Consider the following 24646-nt stretch of genomic DNA (forward strand, 5'->3'; position numbering starts at 1 on the left):
ATGTGACGTAATTGTTAAATTCTATACACATTAAAAGTTGGCACGCTTCTTGCATATGTATTGAGAGAGAAAGGAAAGGTTTATCTCTAATGACTTTAAATAATCTAATTGGAAAAGCAAAAGAAATCAACAAGAAGACAATAGCTGTTGCTGCTGCAGAAGATCACGAGGTAATAGAAGCTGTTGTTCAAGCAATCAATCATAAACTTGGGAATTTCCTTTTATACGGGGATCGAGAAAAAATGCTAGAATTGCTTCATTCAATGGGTGAAGAATATGTAAAGCATGAAGATATCAAAGTGATTCATTGTAATTCAAAGGAAAAGTCAGCGGAATTAGCTGTTAAAGCAGTTCATTCACAAGATGCAGATGTACTTATGAAAGGGAACATTCAAACTTCAACATTATTAAAGTCTGTATTGAATAAAGAGTATGGCCTTAGAACAGGCAGAGTACTATCGCACACTGCTGTTTTTGAGATTCCTAATTACGATCGGTTTATTTTTGTGACAGATGCTGGGATGAATATATCTCCAACACTAGAGCAGAAAGTAGAAATTTTAAACAATGCCGTGTCAGTTGCTAGATCTATCGGTGTTGAGACACCTAAGGTCGCCCCACTAGCAGCGGTTGAGACAATTAATCCGTCAATGAGTGCTTCTTTAGAGGGAGCGGTCTTAACTCAGATGAATCGTCGTGGGCAAATTAAAAACTGTATAGTTGACGGGCCTTTAGGGTTAGATAATGCTGTGTCGTTAGCTGCTGCTAAATTAAAGGGAATTGAAAGTGAAGTAGCAGGTATGGCTGATATACTTGTGGTCCCTTCAATTGAAGTAGGAAATATTTTATACAAGTCTCTTGTGTATTTTGCAGGAGCCAAAGTAGGCGCAGTTATCTCTGGTGCAAAAGTTCCTATTGTAGTAACATCTAGGGCGGATTCAGCTGAAAGTAAGCTTTATTCACTAGCATTAGCGGTATGTTACTCTGAGAAATAAAATTAGTTAACAGATAAAAAGACATATAACAAGCTAATTTCAACATCGTGGTATGAATTGGGGAGGAATTAATAATGGAAATGTTTAAATATATGGAAATGTATGATTACGAGCAATTGGTTTTGTGTCAAGACAAGCAATCTGGATTAAAGGCAATTATTGCGATACATGATACTACTTTAGGACCAGCTCTTGGTGGAACTAGAATGTGGACATATGAATCAGAGGATGCTGCAATTGAAGATGCCCTACGTTTGGCAAAGGGAATGACTTATAAAAACGCTGTAGCTGGTTTGAATCTTGGTGGGGGAAAAACGGTTATTATCGGAGATCCTCGTAAAGATAAGAATGAAGAGATGTTCCGTGCATTTGGTCGTTATATTCAAGGCTTAAATGGCCGTTACATAACTGCCGAAGATGTAGGTACAACTGTAGCTGATATGGATTTAATTCATGAAGAAACAGACTATGTAACAGGGATTTCTCCGGCATTTGGTTCATCAGGAAATCCATCGCCGGTGACAGCTTATGGTGTATATCGCGGGATGAAAGCTGCTGCGAAAGAAGCTTTTGGTACTGATTCGTTAGAGGGGAAAATTGTAGCTGTACAAGGGGTTGGAAATGTTGCTTATACTCTTTGTAAGTACCTCCATGAAGAAGGGGCGCAACTTATTGTCACAGATATTAATAAAGATGCAGTCAAACGAGCGGTAGAGGAATTTGGTGCTAAAGCAGTTGAAGTAGATGAAATTTATGGAGTGGATTGTGATATTTATGCTCCATGTGCATTAGGTGCATCTGTAAATGATGATACTATTCCACAATTTAAAGCAAAAGTAATTGCTGGAGCTGCTAATAACCAATTAAAAGAACCACGTCACGGTGACATCATCCATGAATTAGGCATTGTCTATGCACCAGATTATGTTATTAATGCGGGTGGAGTTATTAATGTGGCAGATGAGTTATATGGTTATAACTATGAACGTGCTATTAAAAAGGTAGAACTTATTTATAATAATATTGAAAAGGTTATTCAGATTGCTAAACGTGATGGAATACCAACCTATCTTGCAGCAGATCGATTAGCTGAGGAACGTATTGAAAGAATGCGTAATTCTCGTAGTCAGTTTCTTCAAAACGGCCATCATATCTTGAGTCGAAGAAATGGTAGATAATGAAATAATGTACGAAGATGGGGGATAAGTCTTTTTAACTGAAGATGTTTCAAACCTCCATCTTTGATTTATATGTAGATGGTTTTAACTTGGCTTTACAAAAGATCTGGAGGGTATTACATTGCAATACAAGGAATTTCGTATATTAGTAATTAACCCTGGCTCTACGTCAACAAAAATAGGTGTGTTTGAAAACGAACGATCCATGTTTGAAAAAACAATTCGACATGATTCAGATGTCATAAACACCTTTGACTCTATTATTAGCCAGTATGAGTTTAGAAAAAATACCATTCTCGAAACGCTTGATAGTGAAGGAATTAATATATCAAAAATAAGTGCAGTTTGTGGACGTGGTGGCTTACTTCGTCCAATAGAAGGTGGAACTTATGCTGTAAATGATTTAATGCTCCAAGATTTAAAGGCTGGTTATGCTGGTCAGCATGCTTCAAATCTAGGTGGTATCATTGCATACGAAATTGCAACAGCGTTAAACATTCCATCTTATATCGTTGATCCAGTTGTGGTTGACGAACTTGAACCTATCGCAAAAATCTCAGGCTTTCCTTTAATTGAAAGAAGAAGTATTTTTCATGCCCTAAATCAAAAAGCTGTTGCAAGACGTGTTTCTATTGATCTTGGTAAGAAATATGAGGAACTAAATTTAATTGTTACTCATATGGGGGGCGGAATAACGGTCGGTGCTCATAAAAAAGGAAAAGTAATTGATGTAAATAATGGTCTACATGGTGACGGTCCATTTAGCCCGGAGCGAGCTGGTACAGTGCCAGCAGGTGATTTAGTTTCCTTGTGTTTTTCAGGTGATTACTACCGTGAGGAAATTATGAAAAAACTTGTTGGTCAAGGTGGACTTGTTGGATATTTAGACACAAATGATGCAGTGAAAGTTGAAAAAATGATTAAAGCAGGGAATGAAAAGGCAAAACTTGTATATAACGCAATGGCTTATCAGGTTGCAAAGGAAATCGGTTCAGCAAGTGCAGTATTAGCAGGTCGGGTTGATGCGATTATTTTAACAGGTGGAATAGCTTATAGTAAGGTATTTGTTGCGGAGATTTCGAGTCGAGTGGATTGGATCGCTGATGTGATTGTCCATGCCGGTGAAAACGAGCTGCAAGCACTTGCTGAAGGAGCATTACGTGTGCTACGGGGAGAAGAGCAAGAAAAAGAATATCCAAATAAACACTTAGAAAGAGCTGTTTTTGAATAAGGATCTTTTCTTTTACTAAGAAAAAAACCTTGGATAATGAGAGGAGAGCTTAACAATGGCTTCAGAAGAATATGATGTAGTGGTCCTTGGCGGTGGAACTGGTGGCTATGTAGCTGCAATTCGAGCATCACAGCTTGGACTGAAGGTAGCGGTGGTTGAAAAAGCTAAACTAGGTGGCACATGCCTCCATTCTGGGTGTATACCTAGTAAAGCACTTTTACGAAGTGCTGAAGTATATGCACAAACAAGAAACAGTGAGGAGTTTGGGGTAGAAACTTCTGATGTTACTCTTAACTTTTCAAGGGTTCAAGAAAGAAAAACTAAAATTATTAATCAGCTTTATAAAGGTGTACAGCATTTAATGAAGCAAGGGAAAATTAGCATCTATGAAGGAACAGGCCGCATATTAGGCCCATCCATTTTTTCTCCAATGCCTGGTACAATTTCTGTTGAAATGAACAATGGTGACGATAATATCATGCTTATCCCTAAAAATGTAGTGATTGCAACAGGTTCAAGGCCCCGAACACTACCTGGGCTTGATGTGGATAATGAATTGATTTTAACCTCGGATCAAGCTCTTGAATTGTCAGAATTACCGAAATCAATGCTTATCGTTGGCGGTGGGGTTATAGGTATTGAATGGGCTTCTATGCTTTCAGATTTTGGTGTAGAAATCACTGTGCTAGAATACTCAGATCGAATCTTGCCAACTGAAGATGCTGAGGTTTCAAAGGAAATGCAGAGGGTTATGAAGAAAAAAGGCATTAAAATTATTACTGGGGCAAAAGTTTTACCTGAGACGCTATCTAAAGATAGTCAAGGTGTCACAATTGGTGCAGAACATAAAGGGACTACTAAAACCTTTACTGCAGAAAAGCTTTTACAGTCAGTAGGACGCCAGGCCAATGTTGAGGGAATTGGATTAGAAAATACAGAGATTCAAATTGAGAATGGCTATATAGCAACAAATGAATTTTATCAAACGAAAGAATCTCATATATATGCAATTGGTGATGTGATAGGTGGTTTGCAGTTGGCACATGTTGCTTCACATGAGGGGATTGTTGCGGTTGAACATATTGCAAATGAACAGCCACTAGCTATCAACTATGCAAATGTTTCGAAGTGTGTATACAGCAGCCCTGAGATTGCTAGTGTTGGATATACTGAAGACGAAGCAAGAAAATTAGGTTACTCGATTAAAACAGGGAAATTCTCGTTTAAAGCCATCGGAAAAGCACTTGTTTTTGGAGAATCAGATGGATTTGTTAAAATAGTTGTTGATGAAATCACGAATGATATATTGGGTGTTCATATGATTGGTCCCCATGTTACAGATATGATTTCTGAAGCTGGGCTAGCTCGTGTATTGGATGCAACCCCATGGGAAGTTGCACACACCATACACCCACACCCATCATTATCAGAAGCAATAGGCGAAGCAGCCCTAGCCGTTGAAGGTAAAGCGATTCATTCTTAATGAGTAAAAGAAAAAGTTTCGGTTCGGTTCTACTCACAAGTTAGGTATGAGAATGAGTATTTACACGATGGCGGATGAAAAGGTTCTCGAACTAGTGTGAAATGAGCGAAGAGCCACTTGACTCCTGCGGGATCCAGTGGTCTCGTGAGACCCCGCAGGAGCCCTCGGGCGACGAGGAGGCTCACGGGCCACCCCGCGGAAAGCAAGTGGATCGCAGCTCATGGAACTCTCCAACCTAAGTTATTTTCAGGGTAGACATCCATGCTAAATATGTATTTCGCACCATTGAGTATGAAAATAGGTACTTACTAAGTGTGGAATGAGCGGAGAGCCACTTGACTCCTGCGGGATATAGTGGTCTCGTGAGACCCCACAGGAGCCGCCCCTGGCGACGAGGAGGCTCACGGACCACCCCGCGGAAAGCAAGTGGATCGCAGCTCATGGAACTCCACAACCAAAGTTATTTTCAGGGTAGACACCTTAAATAGGGTAGAATGTTATTCTGCAGCTTATTTTTTCACTGTTCACTATCTGGAAAAACGGAACTTTTCTTAAAATATATCAACTATAATACTACTCAAAACACTAGGATTATAACCCTAGAAAAGAGCCTTTTATATAATGAAGGAGGGAAAAGTATGACAACAAATCGTCACCAAGTATTAGGACTAAGTGATAAAAACGTAATAGAAATATACGAAACAATGCTACTAGCTAGAAAAATAGATGAAAGAATGTGGCTTTTAAACAGAGCAGGAAAAATCCCATTTGTCATCTCTTGTCAAGGACAAGAGGCAGCACAAGTAGGTGCAGCTTTTGCGCTTGACCGTGAGAAGGATTATGTATTGCCATATTACAGAGATATGGGCGTTGTTCTTGCTTTTGGGATGACTGCCACTGAACTAATGCTTTCAGGCTTCGCTAAACACGAAGATCCAAACTCTGGGGGAAGACAAATGCCTGGCCATTTTGGACAAAAGAAAAACCGAATTATCACAGGTTCTTCTCCTGTAACTACTCAAGTACCACATGCAGTTGGTGTCGCACTTGGAGGACGTATGGAAGGAAAAGACATCGTTTCTTTCGTTACATTTGGAGAGGGATCTTCCAATCAAGGTGATTTCCACGAGGGAGCAAATTTTGCAGCAGTTCATAAGCTTCCTGTTATCTTCATGTGTGAAAATAATAAATATGCGATTTCTGTACCTTATGAAAAACAAGTGGCTTGTGAGAAAATTTCAGATCGGGCAATTGGCTATGGAATGCCTGGTGTAACAGTAGACGGAAATTGTCCATTAGAGGTATATGCAGCAGTTAAGGAAGCTGCCGATCGTGGTCGCCGTGGTGAAGGTCCGACATTAATTGAAGCAATTTCTTATCGTCTAACACCACATTCTTCAGATGACGATGATCGTTCATATCGTGAGCAAGATGAAGTGGCTGAAGCGAAGAAGAAAGATCCTATTTTATCATTTGTAGCGTATTTAAAAGAGGTTGGCGCTTTAACAGAAGAACTTGAGAAAGAAATTAACGATCGTGTACAACAACAAGTAAATGAAGCGACAGATTATGCAGAAAGTGCACCATATTCTGAGCCTGAATATGCTTTAGAGCATGTATATGGGAAACAGTAAGGGGGAAAAACGATGCCTGTAATATCTTATATTGATGCTGTCACAATGGCGATAAGAGAAGAGATGGAAAGAGACTCGAAAGTTTTTGTTTTAGGAGAAGATGTGGGGAGAAAAGGTGGAGTATTTAAAGCAACAAATGGTTTGTACAGCCAATTTGGTGAAGATCGTGTTATTGATACTCCGCTAGCTGAATCTGCCATTGCTGGTGTGGGAATTGGTGCTGCAATGTATGGTATGCGACCGATTGCTGAAATGCAATTTGCTGACTTTATCATGCCTGCAGTTAATCAGATTATTTCGGAAGCAGCGAAAATTCGTTATCGTTCTAATAATGATTTTCATTGTCCAATTACAATTCGTGCCCCTTACGGTGGTGGTGTACATGGTGCTTTATATCATTCGCAATCAGTTGAGGCTGTTTTTGCAAATCAACCTGGTTTAAAGATTGTTATGCCTTCAACTCCTTATGATGTAAAAGGATTACTAAAGGCTGCTATACGTGACGATGATCCGGTTCTTTTCTTTGAACATAAGCGCGCTTATCGACTTATTAAGGGTGAGGTTCCTGATGATGATTACGTGCTTCCAATTGGGAAAGCTGATGTCAAACGTGAAGGTGACGACTTAACCGTTATTACTTACGGACTATGTGTTCACTTTGCTTTGCAGGCGGCTGAACGTCTTGCGAAGGATGGGATCTCAGTTCATATTCTTGATTTACGCACAGTGTATCCACTTGATAAAGAGGCGATTATCGAGGCGGCTTCTAAGACCGGTAAGGTACTGTTAATTACAGAGGATAATAAAGAGGGAAGTATCATAAGTGAGGTTTCAGCAATTATTGCTGAAAACTGCTTGTTCGAATTAGATGCGCCGATCAAACGTTTAGCGGGTCCTGATGTACCTGCAATGCCATATGCACCAACAATGGAGAAATACTTTATGGTGAACCCTGATAAGGTTGAGAAAGCAATGAGAGAACTTGCAGCCTTTTAGAAGGTAAGTAGGAAAAGTTTCTGATTTGAAAAAGGAGGTTTGACCATTGACAGTTGAAAAAATCACCATGCCACAGCTTGGGGAAAGTGTAACAGAAGGAACGGTAAGTAAGTGGTTAGTATCAGTTGGAGATCATGTAAATAAATATGACCCGCTTCTTGAAGTAATGACAGATAAGGTAAATGCAGAGGTACCATCTTCTTTCGCAGGAGTAATTAAGGAACTACTAGCAGAAGAGGGAGATACATTAGCTGTAGGTGAGGCTATTTGTACTATTGAGATTGAAGGTACAGAAGTAATAAAACAAAAATCTAGTAGTGCAGCTAAAGATGAACCGGTGAGTAACCATTCGGTTGAAGCAAAAGCTGACGATTCGAATAAAAGAAGATACTCTCCTGCGGTGTTACGATTATCACAGGAACACGGAATTGACTTAGAACATGTTAACGGAACAGGTGCGGGAGGCCGAATTACTCGTAAAGATATTATGAATTTGGTTGAATCTGGAACTATTCCACAGGCACCTGAAGTAACACCACAGAGAAACGTGGAAACAGCTGCTGCTCCTACTGAAAGGCCAGTTAAACCACAAGCTTCTCCTCAACCGGCGATACAAACACAAACAGGTGATATCGAAATTCCGGTTACAGGTATTCGAAAGGCTATTGCAGCCAATATGTTACGAAGTAAGCATGAAGCACCACACGCGTGGACAATGGTTGAAGTAGATGTAACAAATCTAGTGAATTACCGAAATTCGGTCAAAAATGAATTTAAACAAAAAGAAGGCTTTAACTTAACATTCTTTGCGTTCTTTGTAAAAGCTATAGCTCAGGCTTTAAAGGAATTTCCGCAAATGAATTCAATGTGGGCCGGCGAAAAGATTATTCAGAAAAAAGATATCAACATTTCCATTGCGGTAGCTACTGATGATGCTTTATTTGTTCCAGTAATAAAGCATGCTGATGAGAAAACCATTAAAGGAATTGCTAGAGAGATCACTGAGCTAGCAAACAAGGTACGTGCTGGAAAGCTGTCCGCAGAAGAGATGCAAGGCGGAACATTTACTGTCAATAACACAGGATCTTTTGGTTCAATCCAATCAATGGGTATCATCAATTACCCTCAAGCAGCCATTTTACAAGTCGAATCAATCGTAAAACGTCCTGTTATTATCGATAATATGATCGCTGTAAGAGATATGGTTAATTTATGTTTATCATTAGACCACCGTGTTCTCGATGGCCTTGTATGTGGTCGCTTCCTTGCAAGAGTGAAAGAAATACTAGAGGCCACAACTAAAGAAAATACTTCAATATACTAGAAGTGAAAAAGATTTTAACAGAGGAATCAGCACCTTAATTAGCACCCTTTTAGCAGCTGCACAAAGATTTTTGTGTACATCTGTTAGAAGGGTGCTAATTGGTTTGTTAGAATAATCCTAGATCTCTTAAATCATTTATAAGAATATCCGTAAATTCGTAGATGGAGATGCGTAGTAGACCTTTACTACGCAGTAAATAAAAATAGAGGGAAAAATTTCTCTTAATTAATAAATAGTATTGAAAATAGCCTAAATAGAGGGAGAAATTTCTCTTATTTAACTCTTATTCTTAAAATTAGGTAATTTTGCTTTATATTAGTGGAAAAACTCCCCCTATTTACCCCAAAACCAGCTATAACCTGCAATTAACGGAAAAATTTCCACTTATTTTTTTATCGCAAGGTTCTTAAGGAAAAAACGATTCGAATGTCACTGATAGAACGATCCGGACCGCCCCACAGCATCGACGAATGGGCATAAGAATACCTATATCTGATACTCACTTGCGAAGTTCTTTTCAATAATTCAACTCAAGTCTATGATTAATATGAACGACTGTTCATTTTTGAATTGTAAACCAACCATAGATATACTACAATAAAAACAGATGAACTATTTAAAATTTTAAAAATGTAAGCGATTGCTAAAATTTAGGGGTGAGAGTAATGGGAAATACTCATACAAAATTTCAACAGTTTGAGGCAATTGATTTTGATACATGGAAGCAAGAAGCAGAAAAGGTCCTAAAGGGGAGACCATTTGAAAAATTATTAACAAAAACATATGAAAATATCATTGTGAAGCCACTATATACAAAAGACGATCTTGAACACACCGGTATAAAAAATTCAGTGCCAGGGACATCACCCTTTATGAGAGGTACTGACCCGCTTGGCTACATAAGTACACCATGGTTTATTAGCCAAAAATTAAACCAAGATGACCTCAAGTCATTTAATTTAGATGCAAGAAGAGAGTTGGAAAATGGTCAAACCGTGTTACATCTCGATCTCTCAAATAGCGATTCCCAAAAAGGAATGTCTCTAACCACAATGGATGATTTGAGGGCTGCTTTTTCTCAAATTCCTCTTACAGAAGTTCCTTTATTAATAAATGCAGGGATTTCATCTCTACCGTTCTTAGCTTTGTTTTCTCAATATTTTAAGGAAGAGAAGAATGACCTTTCTCAATTAACTGGAACAATTGGAATGGATCCTTTAAATTCACTTGTGAAAGAAGGTTATCTCCCCTATGACCTTTCATCCCTATTAGATGTAATAGCCTTTGTAACTCACTGGTCAAAGGAACATACGCCAGCTCTTAGGACGATCATTGTTAGTAGTGAAGCCTATCATAATGGTGGAGCGAACGCAGTAAGTGAACTCGCATATACATTAGCTGCAGGAACAGAGTATGTAAATCAGTGCTTAGAGCGTGGTCTTACGATCCATGAAATTGCTCGCAAAATGGCATTCTCCTTTTCGGTTGGCTCTGATTTTTTCATGGAAATCGCTAAACTAAGGGCAGCTAGAGTGATTTGGGCAACGATTATTGAAGCATTTGGTGGAAATGAAGAAGATCAAAAAATTTGGATACACGCCCAAACCTCCACATATACGAAAACCTATTATGATCCTTATTCAAACATGCTAAGGTCAACGGTGGAGGCATTAGCTGGAGTGATTAGTGGAATTAATAGTCTACACGTAACCCCATTTAATGAACCACATGGTGAAGTGTCTTCACTTTCTAGAAGGATTGCCAGAAATACACAGTTAATTTTAAAGGAAGAGGCGTTTTTAACGCAAATAGCAGATCCAGCTGGTGGTTCGTGGTATGTAGAATCTCTTACAAGTGAATTAGCTGACGAGGCTTACAGTTTATTTCAGGCTGTGGAGCTACATGGTGGCTTGCTCGCCTCCTTAAAACAAGGAAAGATACAAAAGAATATAAAAGAAACGGCCGAGAAACGTAAACGATCCCTTAATCTTAGAAAAGACAAAATCGTGGGTACAAATATGTATGTGAATCTCGATGAAGAGTTTAAACAACATGGAGACACAAACGATGATAATGAAGTAACTCGTGACACCGAGTTACTGGAGGACCTCTTTAAATCAATCTACACACAGGTTCCTGTTTCAGATATTTCAATTGAACAATTAATGAAGTCTATCAAACTAGTAAAAGACCCTTTATCAATAGAACCCATTGAACAGCATCGCTTAACAGAACAGTTTGAGGAATTGAGAAAGAATGCAGAGCACTATAGTAGGAAAATGGGAACACAACCAAAAGTAAACCTAATCTTACTTGGTGAGCTACCTTCATATAAAGCAAGAGCGGATTTTGCGAAAGGTTTTTTTGAAGCGGGTGGGTTTGGGTTGGTTACCCTCACCGAAGATGAGTTTATAGAGGGTAAAGAATTAGAAACTTCTGCATGTGTTGTATGTGGGAACGATCAATCTTACCAAGATAGATTGAATGTGGTAACTTCCCATATCGAAAAAATATGTCCTACTGGAGTTTTCTATTTAGTGAGTAAGCCGTCAGATTTGTATTCCAAATACCAGTTTATTCATCAAGGAACAAATTGTTATGAAACATTACGGTCACTCCAACAGAAAATGGGGGTTATCAACTAATGGAACGAATTGACTTTTCAAGAATCAATCTGAAAAAAACATCCGAAAATACTCCATATTTTAACGGTAGTAAGGCCACGGAATTTCTAACAAATGAAGGGATACCGATACAACCCGTTTATACAGAGGAAGATGTTAAGAATAACGATTTCCTAGATACCAAGCCTGGCTTTGCTCCATATGTACGCGGTCCATATCCCACCATGTATGTAAATCGTCCATGGACGATTAGACAATATGCTGGATTTTCAACAGCCGAAGAAAGTAATGCTTTTTATAAACGCAATTTAGCAATGGGACAAAAGGGCTTATCGGTTGCATTTGATTTGGCGACACATCGAGGCTATGATTCTGATCATCCGAGAGTCGTGAGTGATGTTGGGAAAGCTGGAGTGGCCATTGATTCTATATTGGATATGAAGATCTTGTTTGATTCCATCCCACTAGATCAAATGTCGGTATCAATGACGATGAATGGAGCGGTTTTACCTATTTTAGCGTTTTATATTGTTACAGCTGAAGAACAAGGTGTACCTAAGGAAAAGTTAACTGGTACGATTCAAAATGATATTTTAAAAGAATATATGGTCCGTAATACGTATATTTATCCACCAGAAACATCAATGAGAATTATTGCAGATATTTTTAAATATACTGCAGATTATATGCCGAAGTTTAATAGTATAAGTATATCAGGTTATCATATGCAGGAAGCGGGGGCTCCTGCTGATATTGAGTTAGCCTACACATTGGCGGATGGTTTGGAGTATGTTCGGACAGGGATATCTTCAGGTATCGAAATTGATGCATTTGCTCCAAGGTTATCATTTTTTTGGGGAATCAGCATGAATTATTTTATGGAGATTGCAAAAATGAGAGCTGGAAGATTAATCTGGTCTCAATTAATGAAGCAGTTTGAACCTGAAAATCCAAAGTCATTGGCATTAAGAGCACATTCTCAAACATCTGGCTGGAGCTTAACTGAACAAGATCCGTTTAATAATGTTGTAAGAACTTGTGTCGAAGCAATGGCTGCTGCACTAGGACATACACAGTCATTACATACAAATGCTCTTGATGAAGCGATTGCTTTGCCGACCGATTTTTCAGCTAGAATTGCACGAAATACACAATTGTATTTACAAGACGAAACTGGAATTTGCCGGACGATAGATCCTTGGGCAGGTTCTTATTATGTAGAAACCTTAACACGTCAGTTAACTGAGAGAGCTTGGAAGCATATCGATGAAATTGAAGAGTTAGGCGGAATGGCTAAAGCGATTGAAACAGGACTACCAAAGATGAGAATTGAAGAAGCGGCAGCCAGAAGGCAGGCTAAAATTGATAGTGGGAATGAAACGATTATCGGAGTTAACAAGTATAAGCTAGAAAAGGAAGACCCAATTGATATTTTAAGTATTGATAATACTGCGGTTAGGTTAAAGCAAATTGAGAGACTTGAAAAATTGAGAGCAACTAGAGATGAGGAAAAAGTAAACGAAACATTGTCAAAGCTGACAGCTGCAACAGAATCGGGTACAGGTAATTTACTAGAGTTAGCTGTTGATGCAGCACGTGCTCGAGCAAGCCTAGGAGAAATTTCTGACGCCATTGAAAAAGTGGCGAAAAGACATAAGGCTGTGATTCGATCGATAAGTGGGGTGTACAGTTCGGAATATCAAGATGAAAAGGAAATTGCAGAAGTTAGAGCGATTACGGATGAGTTTTATGAAACTGAGGGACGTAGACCAAGAATTCTTGTTGCTAAAATGGGTCAGGATGGACATGACCGAGGAGCCAAAATTATTGCTACGGCATTTGCTGATTTAGGGTTTGATGTTGATATTGGCCCATTGTTTCAAACGGCTGAAGAAACAGCCAAACAAGCTGTCGAGAATGATGTTCACGTAGTTGGAATGAGTTCATTAGCAGCAGGACATAAAACGTTGTTACCACAGTTGGTTCAAGAGTTAAAACGATTAGGGCGTGACGATATGGTGGTTGTCATCGGAGGAGTTATTCCACCACAGGATTATGATTTTCTTAAGCAAGAAGGTGCAGCTGCCATATTTGGACCAGGAACGGTCATTCCAATTGCTGCACGAAAAGTAATGGAGGAGATTATCCGTCGTCTTGATCCTGAGGATGTGGAATAATTCATGGACAATAATCAAGAGAAATTACGCAAAAAAAAGAGAAGAGAGATCTCCATAGCGGATATGGTGGAAGGTGTGAAAAAGGGTGATCGCTCGATTTTAGCAAGAGCAATAACACTTGTAGAATCTAATGCCAATTCACATGTTGAAAAAGCACAAGAAGTGATTAATCAACTTTTGCCATTCACAGGAAATTCTGTGCGAATAGGAATTACTGGTGTGCCTGGTGCTGGCAAAAGTACATTTATTGAAGCGTTTGGAACTCACTTATGTAATAAAGGGCATAAAGTGGCGGTTATTGCAGTTGATCCTTCTAGTACCGTATCACGTGGAAGTATTTTGGGTGACAAAACAAGAATGGACACTTTGTCAAGAAATGAGCGAGCGTATGTCAGGCCTTCACCTTCAGGTGGTACTTTGGGTGGGGTGAATAGAAAAACGCGTGAAACCATCCTTCTTTGTGAAGCCGCTGGTTATGATGTGATATTAATTGAAACAATCGGTGTTGGGCAAAGTGAGGTTGTTGTAAGAAGCATGGTAGACTTCTTTTTATTACTTGTACTTACAGGGGCTGGGGATGAATTACAAGGAATGAAAAAAGGAGTTATGGAGCTAGTTGACACCATTGTTGTTCATAAGGCAGATGGTGATAATAAAACGAAAGCAAGGATTGCCCAAGAAGAGTATAATCAAATGTTACATTATATCAATTCCAATACTCCAGGATGGAGAGTTCAAGCTTTTACAGCATCTAGTCTTTATGGAGAAGGAATTGAACACATTTATCAAGTGGTGAATTCTTTTGTAACTCATACCAAGACAACAGGATTCTTTGAACAAAGAAGACAGCTTCAGTTAAAAGAGTGGATGTACTCAATGATAAAAGATCAATTACAAGTTATGTTCTTTTCACATACAGGCGTAAAAAAAGAGCTACCACTAATAGAAGAAGAGATATTTGATGGAAAGAAATTAGCAACATGTGCTGTAAGGGATTTATTTACTATTTTTGAAGGAGAAGATAAATAAATAAATAAAAAAATGAAGGAAAGAAAACTTTCCTTCCATCTAGGGAGTTTAGGGGTATGAATCTAGATGTATTAATATCTTTCCCAGATTCACAAAAAATAAACATGTTTCATATAGGCTGTTTCGTAAAATTTGTTGTTTTGAAAGGGTCGATACATTCACTATGCACGACTAAAGTGACATCTTTTCTTCCTAAATTAAAACTTAGGATCGTGAATAACATTATGTTACTTAATTTAAACTATGTTTATTAGCAACAATCTTTTTAGAAAAGAGCCTTCATATTTGAAATTTAACATATTCTATTGATATGATAAGAGAGTAGATAATGCTAACTAGATCATTTATTAAGTCGCGTTATACTTTGTTTTTTATATAAGGAGAGATTGAAATGAGTATTGATTTTAATATGTTCATGAATGATGTTGTCAAGCAGGCTCGACAAGAAATTGTAGCAGCTGGTTATACTGAATTAAAAACTTCTGAGGAAGTAGACGATGTCCTTAAAAAAGAAGGTACTACACTAGTAATGGTGAACTCTGTATGTGGCTGTGCAGGTGGAATTGCAAGACCTGCAGCTGCACATGCGATCCATTTCGATAAGCGTCCTGACCAATTAGTAACAGTGTTTGCTGGTCAAGATAAGGAAGCGACTGCAAGAGCGAGAGAATTCTTTGAAGGTTATCCACCATCATCTCCATCTTTCGCGTTACTCAAAGACGGTAAAATCATTACAATGGTAGAACGTCATGAAATTGAGGGCCATGAGCCAATGTCGGTTGTAAATAAGCTTCAACAGGCGTTTGATGAGCACTGTAAAGAGGTATAATATAACGAAAAAGGGAGTCTATAGTTGAATTCAACTAAGGCTTCTTTTTTTAGGCTTTCTTTGTAAACTTTGTTGCTTTTGAAAGGACATTTAAATCACTATGACAAAGTAGTGGGATCATTTCTTGGTAAACTAAACCTGAAATCCTGCACAAATAGTGTGTTTTACTTAAAGTAGGTCAATTTGCAATAATCTTTCAGTAAAGAGCCATTTTATAATTGTGATTTTTTTATATCATTTCCATGTTTAACATTGTTGATCTATGCATCCAAACGTATAATGAGAAGAATATTAATGTTTTTCAGGAGTTGGAGTATGTTCAAAATTGGGTATCGAACAATTAAAACAGCTAGTGGGGCAGCGATTTCGATTGCTCTTGCACAGTTGTTAGATTTAGATTTTTATACATCTGCAGGTATCTTAACGATTTTATGTGTTCAAGTGACAAAGAAGAAATCACTTCGTAGTTCCATTGATCGTTTTGTTGCTTGTTTAGTCGGAATGTTTTTTTCATTACTGATTTTTGAATTAATAGGTTATCATGCCTTATCTGTTTGTTTATTACTACTCTTCTTTATCCCTACCATCGTAAAATTAAAAGCTACTGAAGGAATAGCATCGAGTACGGTCATTATTTTACATATTTTTGCTACTGGTCATTTCACGATGCAATTATTTTGGAATGAACTACAAATTATCATTATTGGAATCGGTGTGGCTCTCCTTGTTAACCTATATATGCCTAGTGTGGATAAATATTTACATCAATATCAGGTAGAGCTTGAGGATAACTTTGCGAGAATACTAAAAGAAATGGTAAATTATCTTCGAAATAATGAAAGTACTTGGGATGGAAAGGAAATTACTTATACCGAAGAGCTTATACAGAAGGCGAAGACGCTGGCTTTTAGAGATGTTGAAAATCACTTTACGAGGTTAGAGAATAATTATTATCATTATTTTAAAATGCGAGAAAAGCAATTTGAAATTCTTGAAAGAATGCTACCTATTTTAACATCTATTACACATTCTGTAGAGCAAGGAGGAATTATTGCGGATTTCATAGAAGAAATTTCAAATTCCGTACACCCGGGGAATACTGCGATAGAATTTTTAGATAAATTAAATAAGATGAGAACTATGTTTCAAGCCATGGAATTACCTTTAACAAGGGAAGAGTTCGAGGCACGGGCTGCACTGTTACAATTTTTAAAGGAAATGGAGCATTATTTAATGATCAAACAATCTTTTATGGGTCTTAAAAAAGAAACCAAACAGAAAAAACTTACTGTGCAAAAACGAATGAGATGAATGAAATTTCTTGTTTGACCCAAACTACATAGAAAAGCTTTTTAAAGGGTGATATGTGTGAAAATAATTATTTCACTTGTATTAGCAGTAACTCTCTCACCGATTTGGCCTTTAGGAGAAAATCCATTAGTTGGGGATCCGTATCTCATTATTAATAAACAAACAAATGAGCTTGCTTATTTTAATTATGGTGATTTGCAGGAAGTCTATCCAGTTGCTACAGGAGTAAGCAGTGATTTAACACCTGAAGGGGAATACTCAATTACTGTGAAGGCAGTTGAACCTTATTATCGGAAAAAGAATATAGTTGGTGGTTCACCGGATAATCCACTCGGTACACGGTGGATGGGATTTAATGCAAAGAATACAGATGGACGAATATATGGAATTCATGGCACTAATAATGAAACCTCCATCTCAAATTATATTACCGGTGGATGTGTAAGAATGTATAATAAAGATGTTGAGTTTTTATTTACTAAAATACCTGTGGGAACAAAGGTGTTAATTTTAAAATCTGATCACAGCTTTGAAGAGTTAGGCAAGAAGTCCGGAGCGATAAAATAAAAAAATGAGTCAGGTCATAAAGACCTGACTCATTATATTTTACAATTACGTTTTTAAGGAATTAGAACATCATACTTGCTCCAGCTAATAGGGATGTTAGAAGCATTGTTGCAATCATTAGATACACAACAAATTTTTGTGTTTTTCGGGACATATTTAATTCCTCCCTTTTCATTTCATTAGTTCTATTTTAACTTGAAAGTAGAAATTGAACAAGCTGTTTTTATTATTTTTCCCTACCTATATTCACAAAAAGTACACATTTGTATTGGTTTTCATGTTAAAATTAAATGAGCGAATTATCTAAAAACACATAAATGATAGCGCTTACTATTCGGGGTTGGTTTGAACGAGCGCTCGTTTAAATGGAGGCAATTATTAATGATAGAAAAGATTGATCATATTGGAATTGCTGTACATTCATTAGAGGATTCTCTTCCATTTTATACAGATATTCTAAAGATTTCCTTAGAACATGTGGAAGAAGTAGCGTCAGAGAGAGTAAGAATTGCTTTTTTAAGAGTAGGAACAGTGAAGATTGAGCTATTAGAGCCATTAGATGAAACCAGTCCAATCGCAAGATTTATTGAAAAACGTGGTGAAGGCGTCCATCATATTGCTCTTGGAGTTGAGTCCATTGAGGAAAGAATAAGAGAGATTAAGTCCGAAGGTATTAAAATGATTAATGAATCACCAAAAGTAGGTGCTGGCGGTGCCAACATTGCTTTTTTACATCCTAAATCTACAGGTAATGTTTTGTTTGAGTTGTGTGAACGACATAAAAAGGAGGCACAATCCTAGTGGCTGATATTTATAGTAAGATCAATGAACTCTACGATCGACGCCGTGAAATTGAACTTGGTGGTGGAGATGATAAAATTGACAAACAGCACGAAAAAGGAAAACTCACAGCAAGAGAACGGATTGACCTTCTTTTGGATAAGGATTCTTTTGTAGAATTAAATCCATTTATTGAGCATCGATGTGTGGATTTTGGTTTAGATGGTAAAAAGGGTCCAGGTGATGGAGTTGTCACGGGATATGGGAAAGTAAATGGCAGGCCAGTGTATGTTTTTTCACAGGATTTTACCGTTTTTGGCGGTGCTCTCGGTGAAATGCATGCCAAAAAAATAGTCAATATCATGGACTTAGCTGCTACAAATGGTGCACCTATCATTGGTTTAAATGATTCAGGTGGAGCTAGGATTCAAGAGGGTGTTGTATCGTTAGACGGTTATGGACATATTTTCTATCGCAATGCTATTTATTCAGGAGTTGTCCCACAGATTTCTGTCATTATGGGACCTTGTGCAGGAGGTGCCGTCTATTCACCAGCGATTACTGATTTTGTATTTATGGTGGAAAAAACGAGTCAAATGTTCATTACTGGTCCAAAAGTAATTGAAACGGTTACTGGGGAGAAAATTAGTTCTGAAGATCTTGGTGGTGCAAAAGTACATAATACAATTAGTGGGAATGCACACTTCTCAGGTAAAACAGAGGAAGAGGTGTTAAATCAGGTACGGAATCTATTAACCTATTTTCCGCAAAATCATAAAGAGAAGCCTCCCTTTTCTAATAGACTAGAAGAAAGTGACTATCGCCCGAACTTAACGGATGTTGTCCCATTTGACTCAACAAGACCATATGACATTCGAAAGGTCATAAGTGAGGTCGTGGATCAAGACTCTTTTCTAGAAGTTCAAAAAGGTTTTGCGAAAAATATTGTTGTTGGCTTTGCTAGAATCAAGGGAGAAGTCATTGGCCTTGTATGTAATCAACCAAAGTCAATGGCTGGTGGACTAGATATCGACTCATCAGATAAAGCAGCAAGGTTTATTAGATTTTGTGATTCGTTTAATATCGCAATTATTACCTTTGAAGATGTTACAGGCTTTTACCCAGGCATTAAGCAAGAACATGGTGGTATTATCCGTCATGGAGCAAAGATTCTTTACTCCTATTCCGAAGCAACTGTGCCTAAAATTACTGTGATTTTGAGAAAAGCATATGGTGGAGCTTATGTGGCTTTAAATAGTAAATCAATCGGAGCAGATCTTGTTTTTGCATGGCCAAATGCGGAAATAGCTGTAATGGGGCCACAGGGTGCTGCAAACATTATTTTTACAAAAGATATCAATGAAAGCTCTGACCCGGAACGTGTAAGACAGCAAAAGATTGAAGAATACCGTGTCAAATTTGCGAATCCTTATATTGCGGCCAAACAAGGTATGGTTGATGATGTGATCGATCCGAGGGATACGAGGATTAAGTTAATTCAAGCGCTCGAGATGATGAGAAATAAACAAGAAACACGACCAAAGAGAAAGCATGGGAACATTCCTCTTTAGGGATCAATATTGAATTGTTTATGGCGTAATTTAGGATTACGCCTTTTCGTTTGTTAACTAATACTCTTTGATGGATTGAGAGATGTTATTATGGTAGGCTATGTAATAGTTACTTATAATTGATGATTAGTGGAGGTACATACATATGGTCAATCAGAACCGATTGGTTGAAGAGTTTTTAGAGCTTGTTCAAGTAGACTCTGAAACAAAATACGAAACAGAAATTGCCAAGGTTTTAAAAGAGAAGTTTTCATCACTTGGTGTTAATGTGGTTGAGGATGATACAACTGCACAAACAGGACACGGAGCGGGAAATTTAATATGCACACTTCCTGGGACAAAAGAAGGTGTTGATACAATTTATTTCACCTCACATATGGACACTGTTGTACCTGGTAAAGGAATAAAGCCGTCGATTGAGAATGGATACATTGTCACTGATGGTACAACCATTTTAGGTGCTGATGATAAAGCAGGACTAGCAGCAATGCTTGAAGCGATCCGATTGCTAAAGGAAAATAATGTACAGCATGGGACGATTGAGTTTATCATTACTGTGGGTGAAGAATCTGGTCTTGTGGGAGCAAAAGCACTTGATCCGAACCTGTTGACCGCTAAATTTGGTTTTGCATTAGATAGTGATGGAAAAGTAGGAAATATCATTGTTGCTGCTCCGACTCAAGCTAAAGTGAAAGCGACTGTTCTTGGAAAAACTGCACATGCTGGAGTGGCACCTGAAAAGGGAGTATCGGCGATTACGATTGCAGCTAAGTCCATCTCAAAAATGCCGCTTGGCAGAATCGATGAGGAAACAACAGCGAATATCGGGCGATTTGAAGGTGGAACACAAACGAATATCGTCTGTGATCATGTAGAAATTTTAGCAGAGGCCCGTTCTTTAGTTCCTGAGAAGATGGAAGCACAAGTGGAGAAAATGAAAACTGCTTTTGAAGAAACAGCAAAGGAAATGGGTGGCAGAGCAGAGGTAGAGGTAACTGTTGTTTATCCAGGATTTAAATTTGCCGATGGAGATCATGTAGTAGAAGTCGCAAAACGTGCTGCTACAAAAATTGGACGTACTAGTGAATTATTGCAAAGTGGCGGTGGAAGTGACGCAAACGTCATTGCCGGTCATGGAATTCCAACTGTAAATTTAGCGGTAGGATATGAGGAAATTCACACGACTAATGAAAAAATGCCAATCGAAGAGCTAGTTAAGCTTACTGAATTGGTTGTCGCAATTATCGAAGATGTGGCATCTTAAAAGTGATATAGTTATCCTTTGAACCGATCAGAAAATAGCATTAGAAAGCAAAGGCTAAAGCATCTAGGAATGGCCTGGAAGTGCAGTTATCTTTTTGATAACTGCACTATCTATATGTGACCTGGGTAAGTGAAGGTTGGAGTAGCCTATTGAGAGGGCAAATTTTATAATCAAAAGTTTAAGAATGACCATGGTAAAAGAAGGACAATAACAGGAAGTGTCAACCATGAAACAGATGTATCCTAAAAATGGTAGAGTGATTCTCCACGTTGATATGAATAGCTTTTATGCCTCCGTTGAAATGGCGTACGATCCTTTATTAAAGGGAAAACCTCTTGCGATAGCTGGTAATGTGGAGGAACGACGGGGAATTATTATAACTTGTAGCTATGAGGCTAGGAGTAAGGGCGTAAAAACGACGATGCCTTTATGGGAAGCAAAGCGTCTTTGTCCAGATTTAATCATAAAGAAACCTAATTTTGAGAGATATCGTAAGGCATCTTTAGCGATGTTTGAGTTTCTGAAAACGTACACTTCAGTTGTTGAACCTGTCTCTGTCGATGAAGGCTATATGGATATCACCGATTGTTTTGAGCAAGGAGCACCGATTGAAATTGCAAAAGAAATACAAAGTCGGTTGTATGAGCAATTAAAATTACCATGTAGTATCGGCATCGCGCCAAATAAGTTCTTGGCAAAGATGGCCTCTGATATGAAAAAACCCATGGGTATTACAATTTTAAGGAAACGAGATGTAGAGCATATTCTCTGGCCACTTTCGGTTGGGCAAATGCATGGGGTTGGGAGCAAAACTGCTGAAAAATTGAATGGTATTGCGATTCATTCAATTGGTGACCTTGCCAACGGAAATGAAGTTCAGTTAAAGACACTGCTAGGGATAAATGGCGAGAGACTTAAGCAGCGTGCGAACGGAATTGATCCAAGACCAGTTGATCCTGATAGCATTTCCGATTTTAAAAGTATTGGTAATTCAACAACATTACCTAGGGATTCGACGGATTTAAATGAAATATATGAAGTAATTAAGCGCCTAGCCGACTCGGTTGCCTCACGGATCAAACGAAAAAATATGCTAACATCTAATGTACAGCTAACCATTCGCTATTCTGATCGTCAAACGGTCACCAGAAGTAGAAAATTAAATAATCCGATTGAGAGTGAAGAGGATATTTATAGAAAAGCTCTGTATCTGTGGAAGCAGCATTGGAATGAAGAACCCGTTCGATTAATTGGTGTAACAGCACAAGATTTAGTTGAAAAAGGGGAAGCATATAAACAATTAGACTTATTCTCATACGAAAAAGACGCTAAAAAGGAACCGTTATTAAGAGTGATTGATTCCTTGATGCAAAAGTATGGAGAAAACATTGTAAAAAAAGGAATTCCACGCAGTGAACAAGGAAGTCTTGGGGATAATAATCACGGAACAAGCTTTGAGAAGGATTTTTTAAGCGATATTAATAACAAAAAAGATTCACAGACCTAATAGGTGACAGTTTTAAAGAAATTTGCTAAAGTAAAGGTTATTATGCTAAATATCTAAAGGATTTTTTTTAGCTACTTTTTAGCTATAAATGAATGAGCAAGTATCGATTTTGAGTACTTTTTGAATGGAAAAAGATATCTCAGGTGATACGGTTGCTTTTTTAGCACATTCATTAGAAAAAAAGACTTTGTAAAAAGAGCGCAAGAAAGGAAGAAGAAAAATGGCAAAACAACAAATTGGTGTCGTTGGTTTAGCGGTTATGGGTAAAAACCTAGCTTTTAATATTGAAAGTAGAGGTTATTCAGTAGCTGTTTATAATCGTTCTTCAGAGAAAACTGAAGAAGCTCTTAAAGAAGCAGAAGGTAAAAATCTAGTTGGTACATATAGTGTAGAAGAATTTGTTCAATCCCTTGAAACTCCAAGAAAAATCTTATTGATGGTAAAAGCGGGAGCAGCTACAGATGCGACAATCGAAGCTTTAAAGCCTCATTTAGATAAAGGTGATATCCTTATTGATGGTGGAAATACATTTTTCGTGGATACACAACGCAGAAATAAAGAGTTAGAAGAAGCTGGAATCCATTTCATAGGTACTGGTGTATCTGGTGGGGAAGAAGGCGCATTAAAGGGTCCTTCTATCATGCCTGGCGGGCAAAAAGAGGCTTATGATCTTGTTGAACCAATCCTGAAAGACATCTCTGCAAAAGTAGATGGAGACCCATGTTGTACATATATTGGTCCAGATGGAGCGGGACATTATGTGAAAATGGTCCATAATGGAATTGAGTATGGCGACATGCAGCTTATTTCTGAAGCATATTTCTTATTAAAACAAGTTCTGGGTACGTCTGCTGCTGAGTTACATGAAATCTTTGCAGAATGGAATAAGGGTGAGTTAGATAGCTACCTTATCGAAATTACAGCAGATATCTTCACAAAAATGGATGAAGAAACTGGTAAACCTCTTGTAGATGTGATTTTAGATACTGCAGGACAAAAAGGAACTGGTAAATGGACGAGCCAAAGTGCATTAGATCTTGGTGTACCACTTCCAATCATCACTGAATCTGTATTTGCTCGTTTTATTTCTGCAATGAAGGATGAGCGTGTTAAAGCTAGTAAGATCTTAAGTGGACCAGCTGCAACGCCATTTACGGGTGATAAAGCAGCATTAATTGAGTCTGTTCGAAAAGCTCTTTATATGAGCAAGATTTGTTCATATGCACAAGGATTCGCTCAAATGAGAGCAGCTTCTGATGAGTATGATTGGAATTTAAGTTATGGAGAAATTGCAATGATCTTCAGAGGCGGATGTATCATTCGTGCAGCATTCCTACAAAAGATCAAAGATGCGTATGACCGTGAAGCAGATCTTCCTAACTTATTGCTTGATCCATACTTCAAAGAAATCGTTGAGAGCTACCAAGGCGCATTACGTGAAATCTTAGGCGTAGCGATCACTAATGGTATTCCTGTACCATCATTCTCAAGTGCATTAGCATACTACGATAGCTACCGTACTGAAACATTGCCTGCAAACCTATTGCAAGCACAAAGAGATTACTTCGGTGCACATACGTACCAACGTATTGACAAAGAAGGCGTATTCCATACTGAGTGGATGGAGAAATAAGTTTTTTAGACAGTCGATTTTCGGATCGGCTGTTTTTTTGGTGTGCCAGGCATGGCAACTATCTAGGTGGTGAAAGTCCACTGTGGGGATACACATCGACCAACCACTAAGGAAGCGCAAGGTACTTACCGTGAGGTAAGGGCTGGAGGAAGCGTGGTAATAAAATCTTGGCTCGACGAACAGGAATCTGATACTAAGGCTCTACAAAGGGATAAGGCTCCCAAACAAGCCAAAGTCCAAAAGATGTGCGTAACTCTGTAGGGTAAATCAGGCGAGTAAAAGAGGAAAGATAGTTGTCTTACCCTGGGAGGTCTTGCGGATGTACATGGGTACAGTCGAAAAAGGTTTGCCGCAAGAAGTCAGCAGAAGCCATAGTAATGAAGTAATTCATGAAGGGCTGAACAATTTATAGTGTTTCAACGCCACGAATGCATAAGTGACCTACTCCGAATGTGTTAATGGGGAAAGTATGAGCGTATCTCAAAGGATAACCAAAATGGAGCTATCACTTAT

The 24646-nt window shown here is 38.2% G+C and carries 19 protein-coding genes; 18 read left to right on the forward strand and 1 reads right to left on the reverse strand.

Annotation, left to right across the window (positions count from 1 at the left end; genetic code table 11):
• Positions 1 to 89: 89 nt before the first annotated feature.
• From yqiS to BK579_RS12295, 13 genes are all read left to right on the forward strand, one after another.
• A complete protein-coding gene (yqiS, locus tag BK579_RS12235; protein WP_078545856.1) occupies positions 90 to 995 on the forward strand; it encodes a phosphate butyryltransferase in 906 nt (301 codons plus the stop codon).
• A gap of 74 nt (positions 996 to 1069) precedes the next feature.
• Entirely contained in the window at positions 1070 to 2173 is a 1104-nt protein-coding gene (gene bcd, locus BK579_RS12240) for a branched-chain amino acid dehydrogenase (RefSeq protein WP_078545858.1), read from the forward strand.
• Positions 2174 to 2294: 121 nt separating this feature from the next.
• Complete coding sequence (gene buk, locus BK579_RS12245; RefSeq protein ID WP_078545860.1) at positions 2295 to 3404, forward strand: butyrate kinase; 1110 nt, start codon at positions 2295 to 2297, stop codon at positions 3402 to 3404.
• Positions 3405 to 3459: 55 nt separating this feature from the next.
• Positions 3460 to 4887 (forward strand): dihydrolipoyl dehydrogenase, encoded by a 1428-nt coding sequence (gene lpdA, locus BK579_RS12250; RefSeq protein WP_078545862.1) that lies wholly within the window; start codon positions 3460 to 3462, stop codon positions 4885 to 4887.
• Positions 4888 to 5525: 638 nt separating this feature from the next.
• Positions 5526 to 6521: a thiamine pyrophosphate-dependent dehydrogenase E1 component subunit alpha gene (locus tag BK579_RS12255; protein WP_078545864.1), complete on the forward strand. Its 996-nt coding sequence runs from the start codon at positions 5526 to 5528 to the stop codon at positions 6519 to 6521.
• Positions 6522 to 6533: 12 nt separating this feature from the next.
• Positions 6534 to 7517: an alpha-ketoacid dehydrogenase subunit beta gene (locus tag BK579_RS12260; RefSeq protein ID WP_078545866.1), complete on the forward strand. Its 984-nt coding sequence runs from the start codon at positions 6534 to 6536 to the stop codon at positions 7515 to 7517.
• 46 nt (positions 7518 to 7563) lie between these two features.
• The gene (locus BK579_RS12265; RefSeq protein ID WP_078545868.1) at positions 7564 to 8841 is read left to right on the forward strand and encodes a dihydrolipoamide acetyltransferase family protein; all 1278 of its coding nucleotides are present in this window, start codon (positions 7564 to 7566) and stop codon (positions 8839 to 8841) included.
• 665 nt (positions 8842 to 9506) lie between these two features.
• Entirely contained in the window at positions 9507 to 11486 is a 1980-nt protein-coding gene (locus BK579_RS12270; protein WP_078545870.1) for an acyl-CoA mutase large subunit family protein, read from the forward strand.
• Positions 11486 to 13642: a methylmalonyl-CoA mutase gene (gene scpA / locus BK579_RS12275; protein ID WP_078545872.1), complete on the forward strand. Its 2157-nt coding sequence runs from the start codon at positions 11486 to 11488 to the stop codon at positions 13640 to 13642. The genes BK579_RS12270 and scpA overlap by 1 nt, the downstream gene beginning before the upstream one ends.
• A gap of 3 nt (positions 13643 to 13645) precedes the next feature.
• The gene (gene meaB, locus BK579_RS12280) at positions 13646 to 14671 is read left to right on the forward strand and encodes a methylmalonyl Co-A mutase-associated GTPase MeaB (protein ID WP_078545874.1); all 1026 of its coding nucleotides are present in this window, start codon (positions 13646 to 13648) and stop codon (positions 14669 to 14671) included.
• Between the two features lie 391 nt (positions 14672 to 15062).
• The gene (locus tag BK579_RS12285) at positions 15063 to 15500 is read left to right on the forward strand and encodes a BrxA/BrxB family bacilliredoxin (RefSeq protein WP_078545876.1); all 438 of its coding nucleotides are present in this window, start codon (positions 15063 to 15065) and stop codon (positions 15498 to 15500) included.
• A 315-nt stretch (positions 15501 to 15815) separates the two neighbouring features.
• Positions 15816 to 16811, forward strand: coding sequence for an aromatic acid exporter family protein (locus BK579_RS12290; RefSeq protein ID WP_078545878.1), 996 nt, complete (start codon positions 15816 to 15818; stop codon positions 16809 to 16811).
• Between the two features lie 57 nt (positions 16812 to 16868).
• Positions 16869 to 17378: a L,D-transpeptidase gene (locus BK579_RS12295; protein ID WP_078545880.1), complete on the forward strand. Its 510-nt coding sequence runs from the start codon at positions 16869 to 16871 to the stop codon at positions 17376 to 17378.
• 61 nt (positions 17379 to 17439) lie between these two features.
• On the opposite strand, the gene prli42 is transcribed toward BK579_RS12295, so the two are convergent.
• Positions 17440 to 17532, reverse strand: coding sequence for a stressosome-associated protein Prli42 (prli42, locus tag BK579_RS25600; protein ID WP_169891131.1), 93 nt, complete (start codon positions 17530 to 17532; stop codon positions 17440 to 17442).
• 227 nt (positions 17533 to 17759) lie between these two features.
• Between prli42 and mce the strand changes: the two genes are divergently transcribed.
• The 5 genes from mce to gndA all read left to right on the forward strand — a co-directional run bounded on the left by mce (position 17760) and on the right by gndA (position 24133).
• Entirely contained in the window at positions 17760 to 18179 is a 420-nt protein-coding gene (gene mce / locus BK579_RS12300) for a methylmalonyl-CoA epimerase (protein ID WP_078545882.1), read from the forward strand.
• Positions 18179 to 19729 carry an acyl-CoA carboxylase subunit beta gene (locus tag BK579_RS12305; RefSeq protein ID WP_078545883.1) on the forward strand — a complete coding sequence of 517 codons (1551 nt, stop codon included), beginning with the start codon at positions 18179 to 18181 and terminating at the stop codon, positions 19727 to 19729. Before mce ends, BK579_RS12305 begins: the two co-directional genes overlap by 1 nt.
• 145 nt (positions 19730 to 19874) lie before the next feature.
• Positions 19875 to 20993 (forward strand): tripeptidase T, encoded by a 1119-nt coding sequence (locus BK579_RS12310; RefSeq protein ID WP_078545885.1) that lies wholly within the window; start codon positions 19875 to 19877, stop codon positions 20991 to 20993.
• 226 nt (positions 20994 to 21219) lie between these two features.
• Positions 21220 to 22500, forward strand: coding sequence for a DNA polymerase IV (locus tag BK579_RS12315; protein WP_078545887.1), 1281 nt, complete (start codon positions 21220 to 21222; stop codon positions 22498 to 22500).
• 220 nt (positions 22501 to 22720) lie between these two features.
• Positions 22721 to 24133 (forward strand): NADP-dependent phosphogluconate dehydrogenase, encoded by a 1413-nt coding sequence (gndA, locus tag BK579_RS12320; RefSeq protein ID WP_078545888.1) that lies wholly within the window; start codon positions 22721 to 22723, stop codon positions 24131 to 24133.
• Positions 24134 to 24646 lie beyond the last annotated feature (513 nt).

The organism is Litchfieldia alkalitelluris (genome assembly GCF_002019645.1).
GTDB classification, from domain to species: domain Bacteria; phylum Bacillota; class Bacilli; order Bacillales; family Bacillaceae_L; genus Litchfieldia; species Litchfieldia alkalitelluris.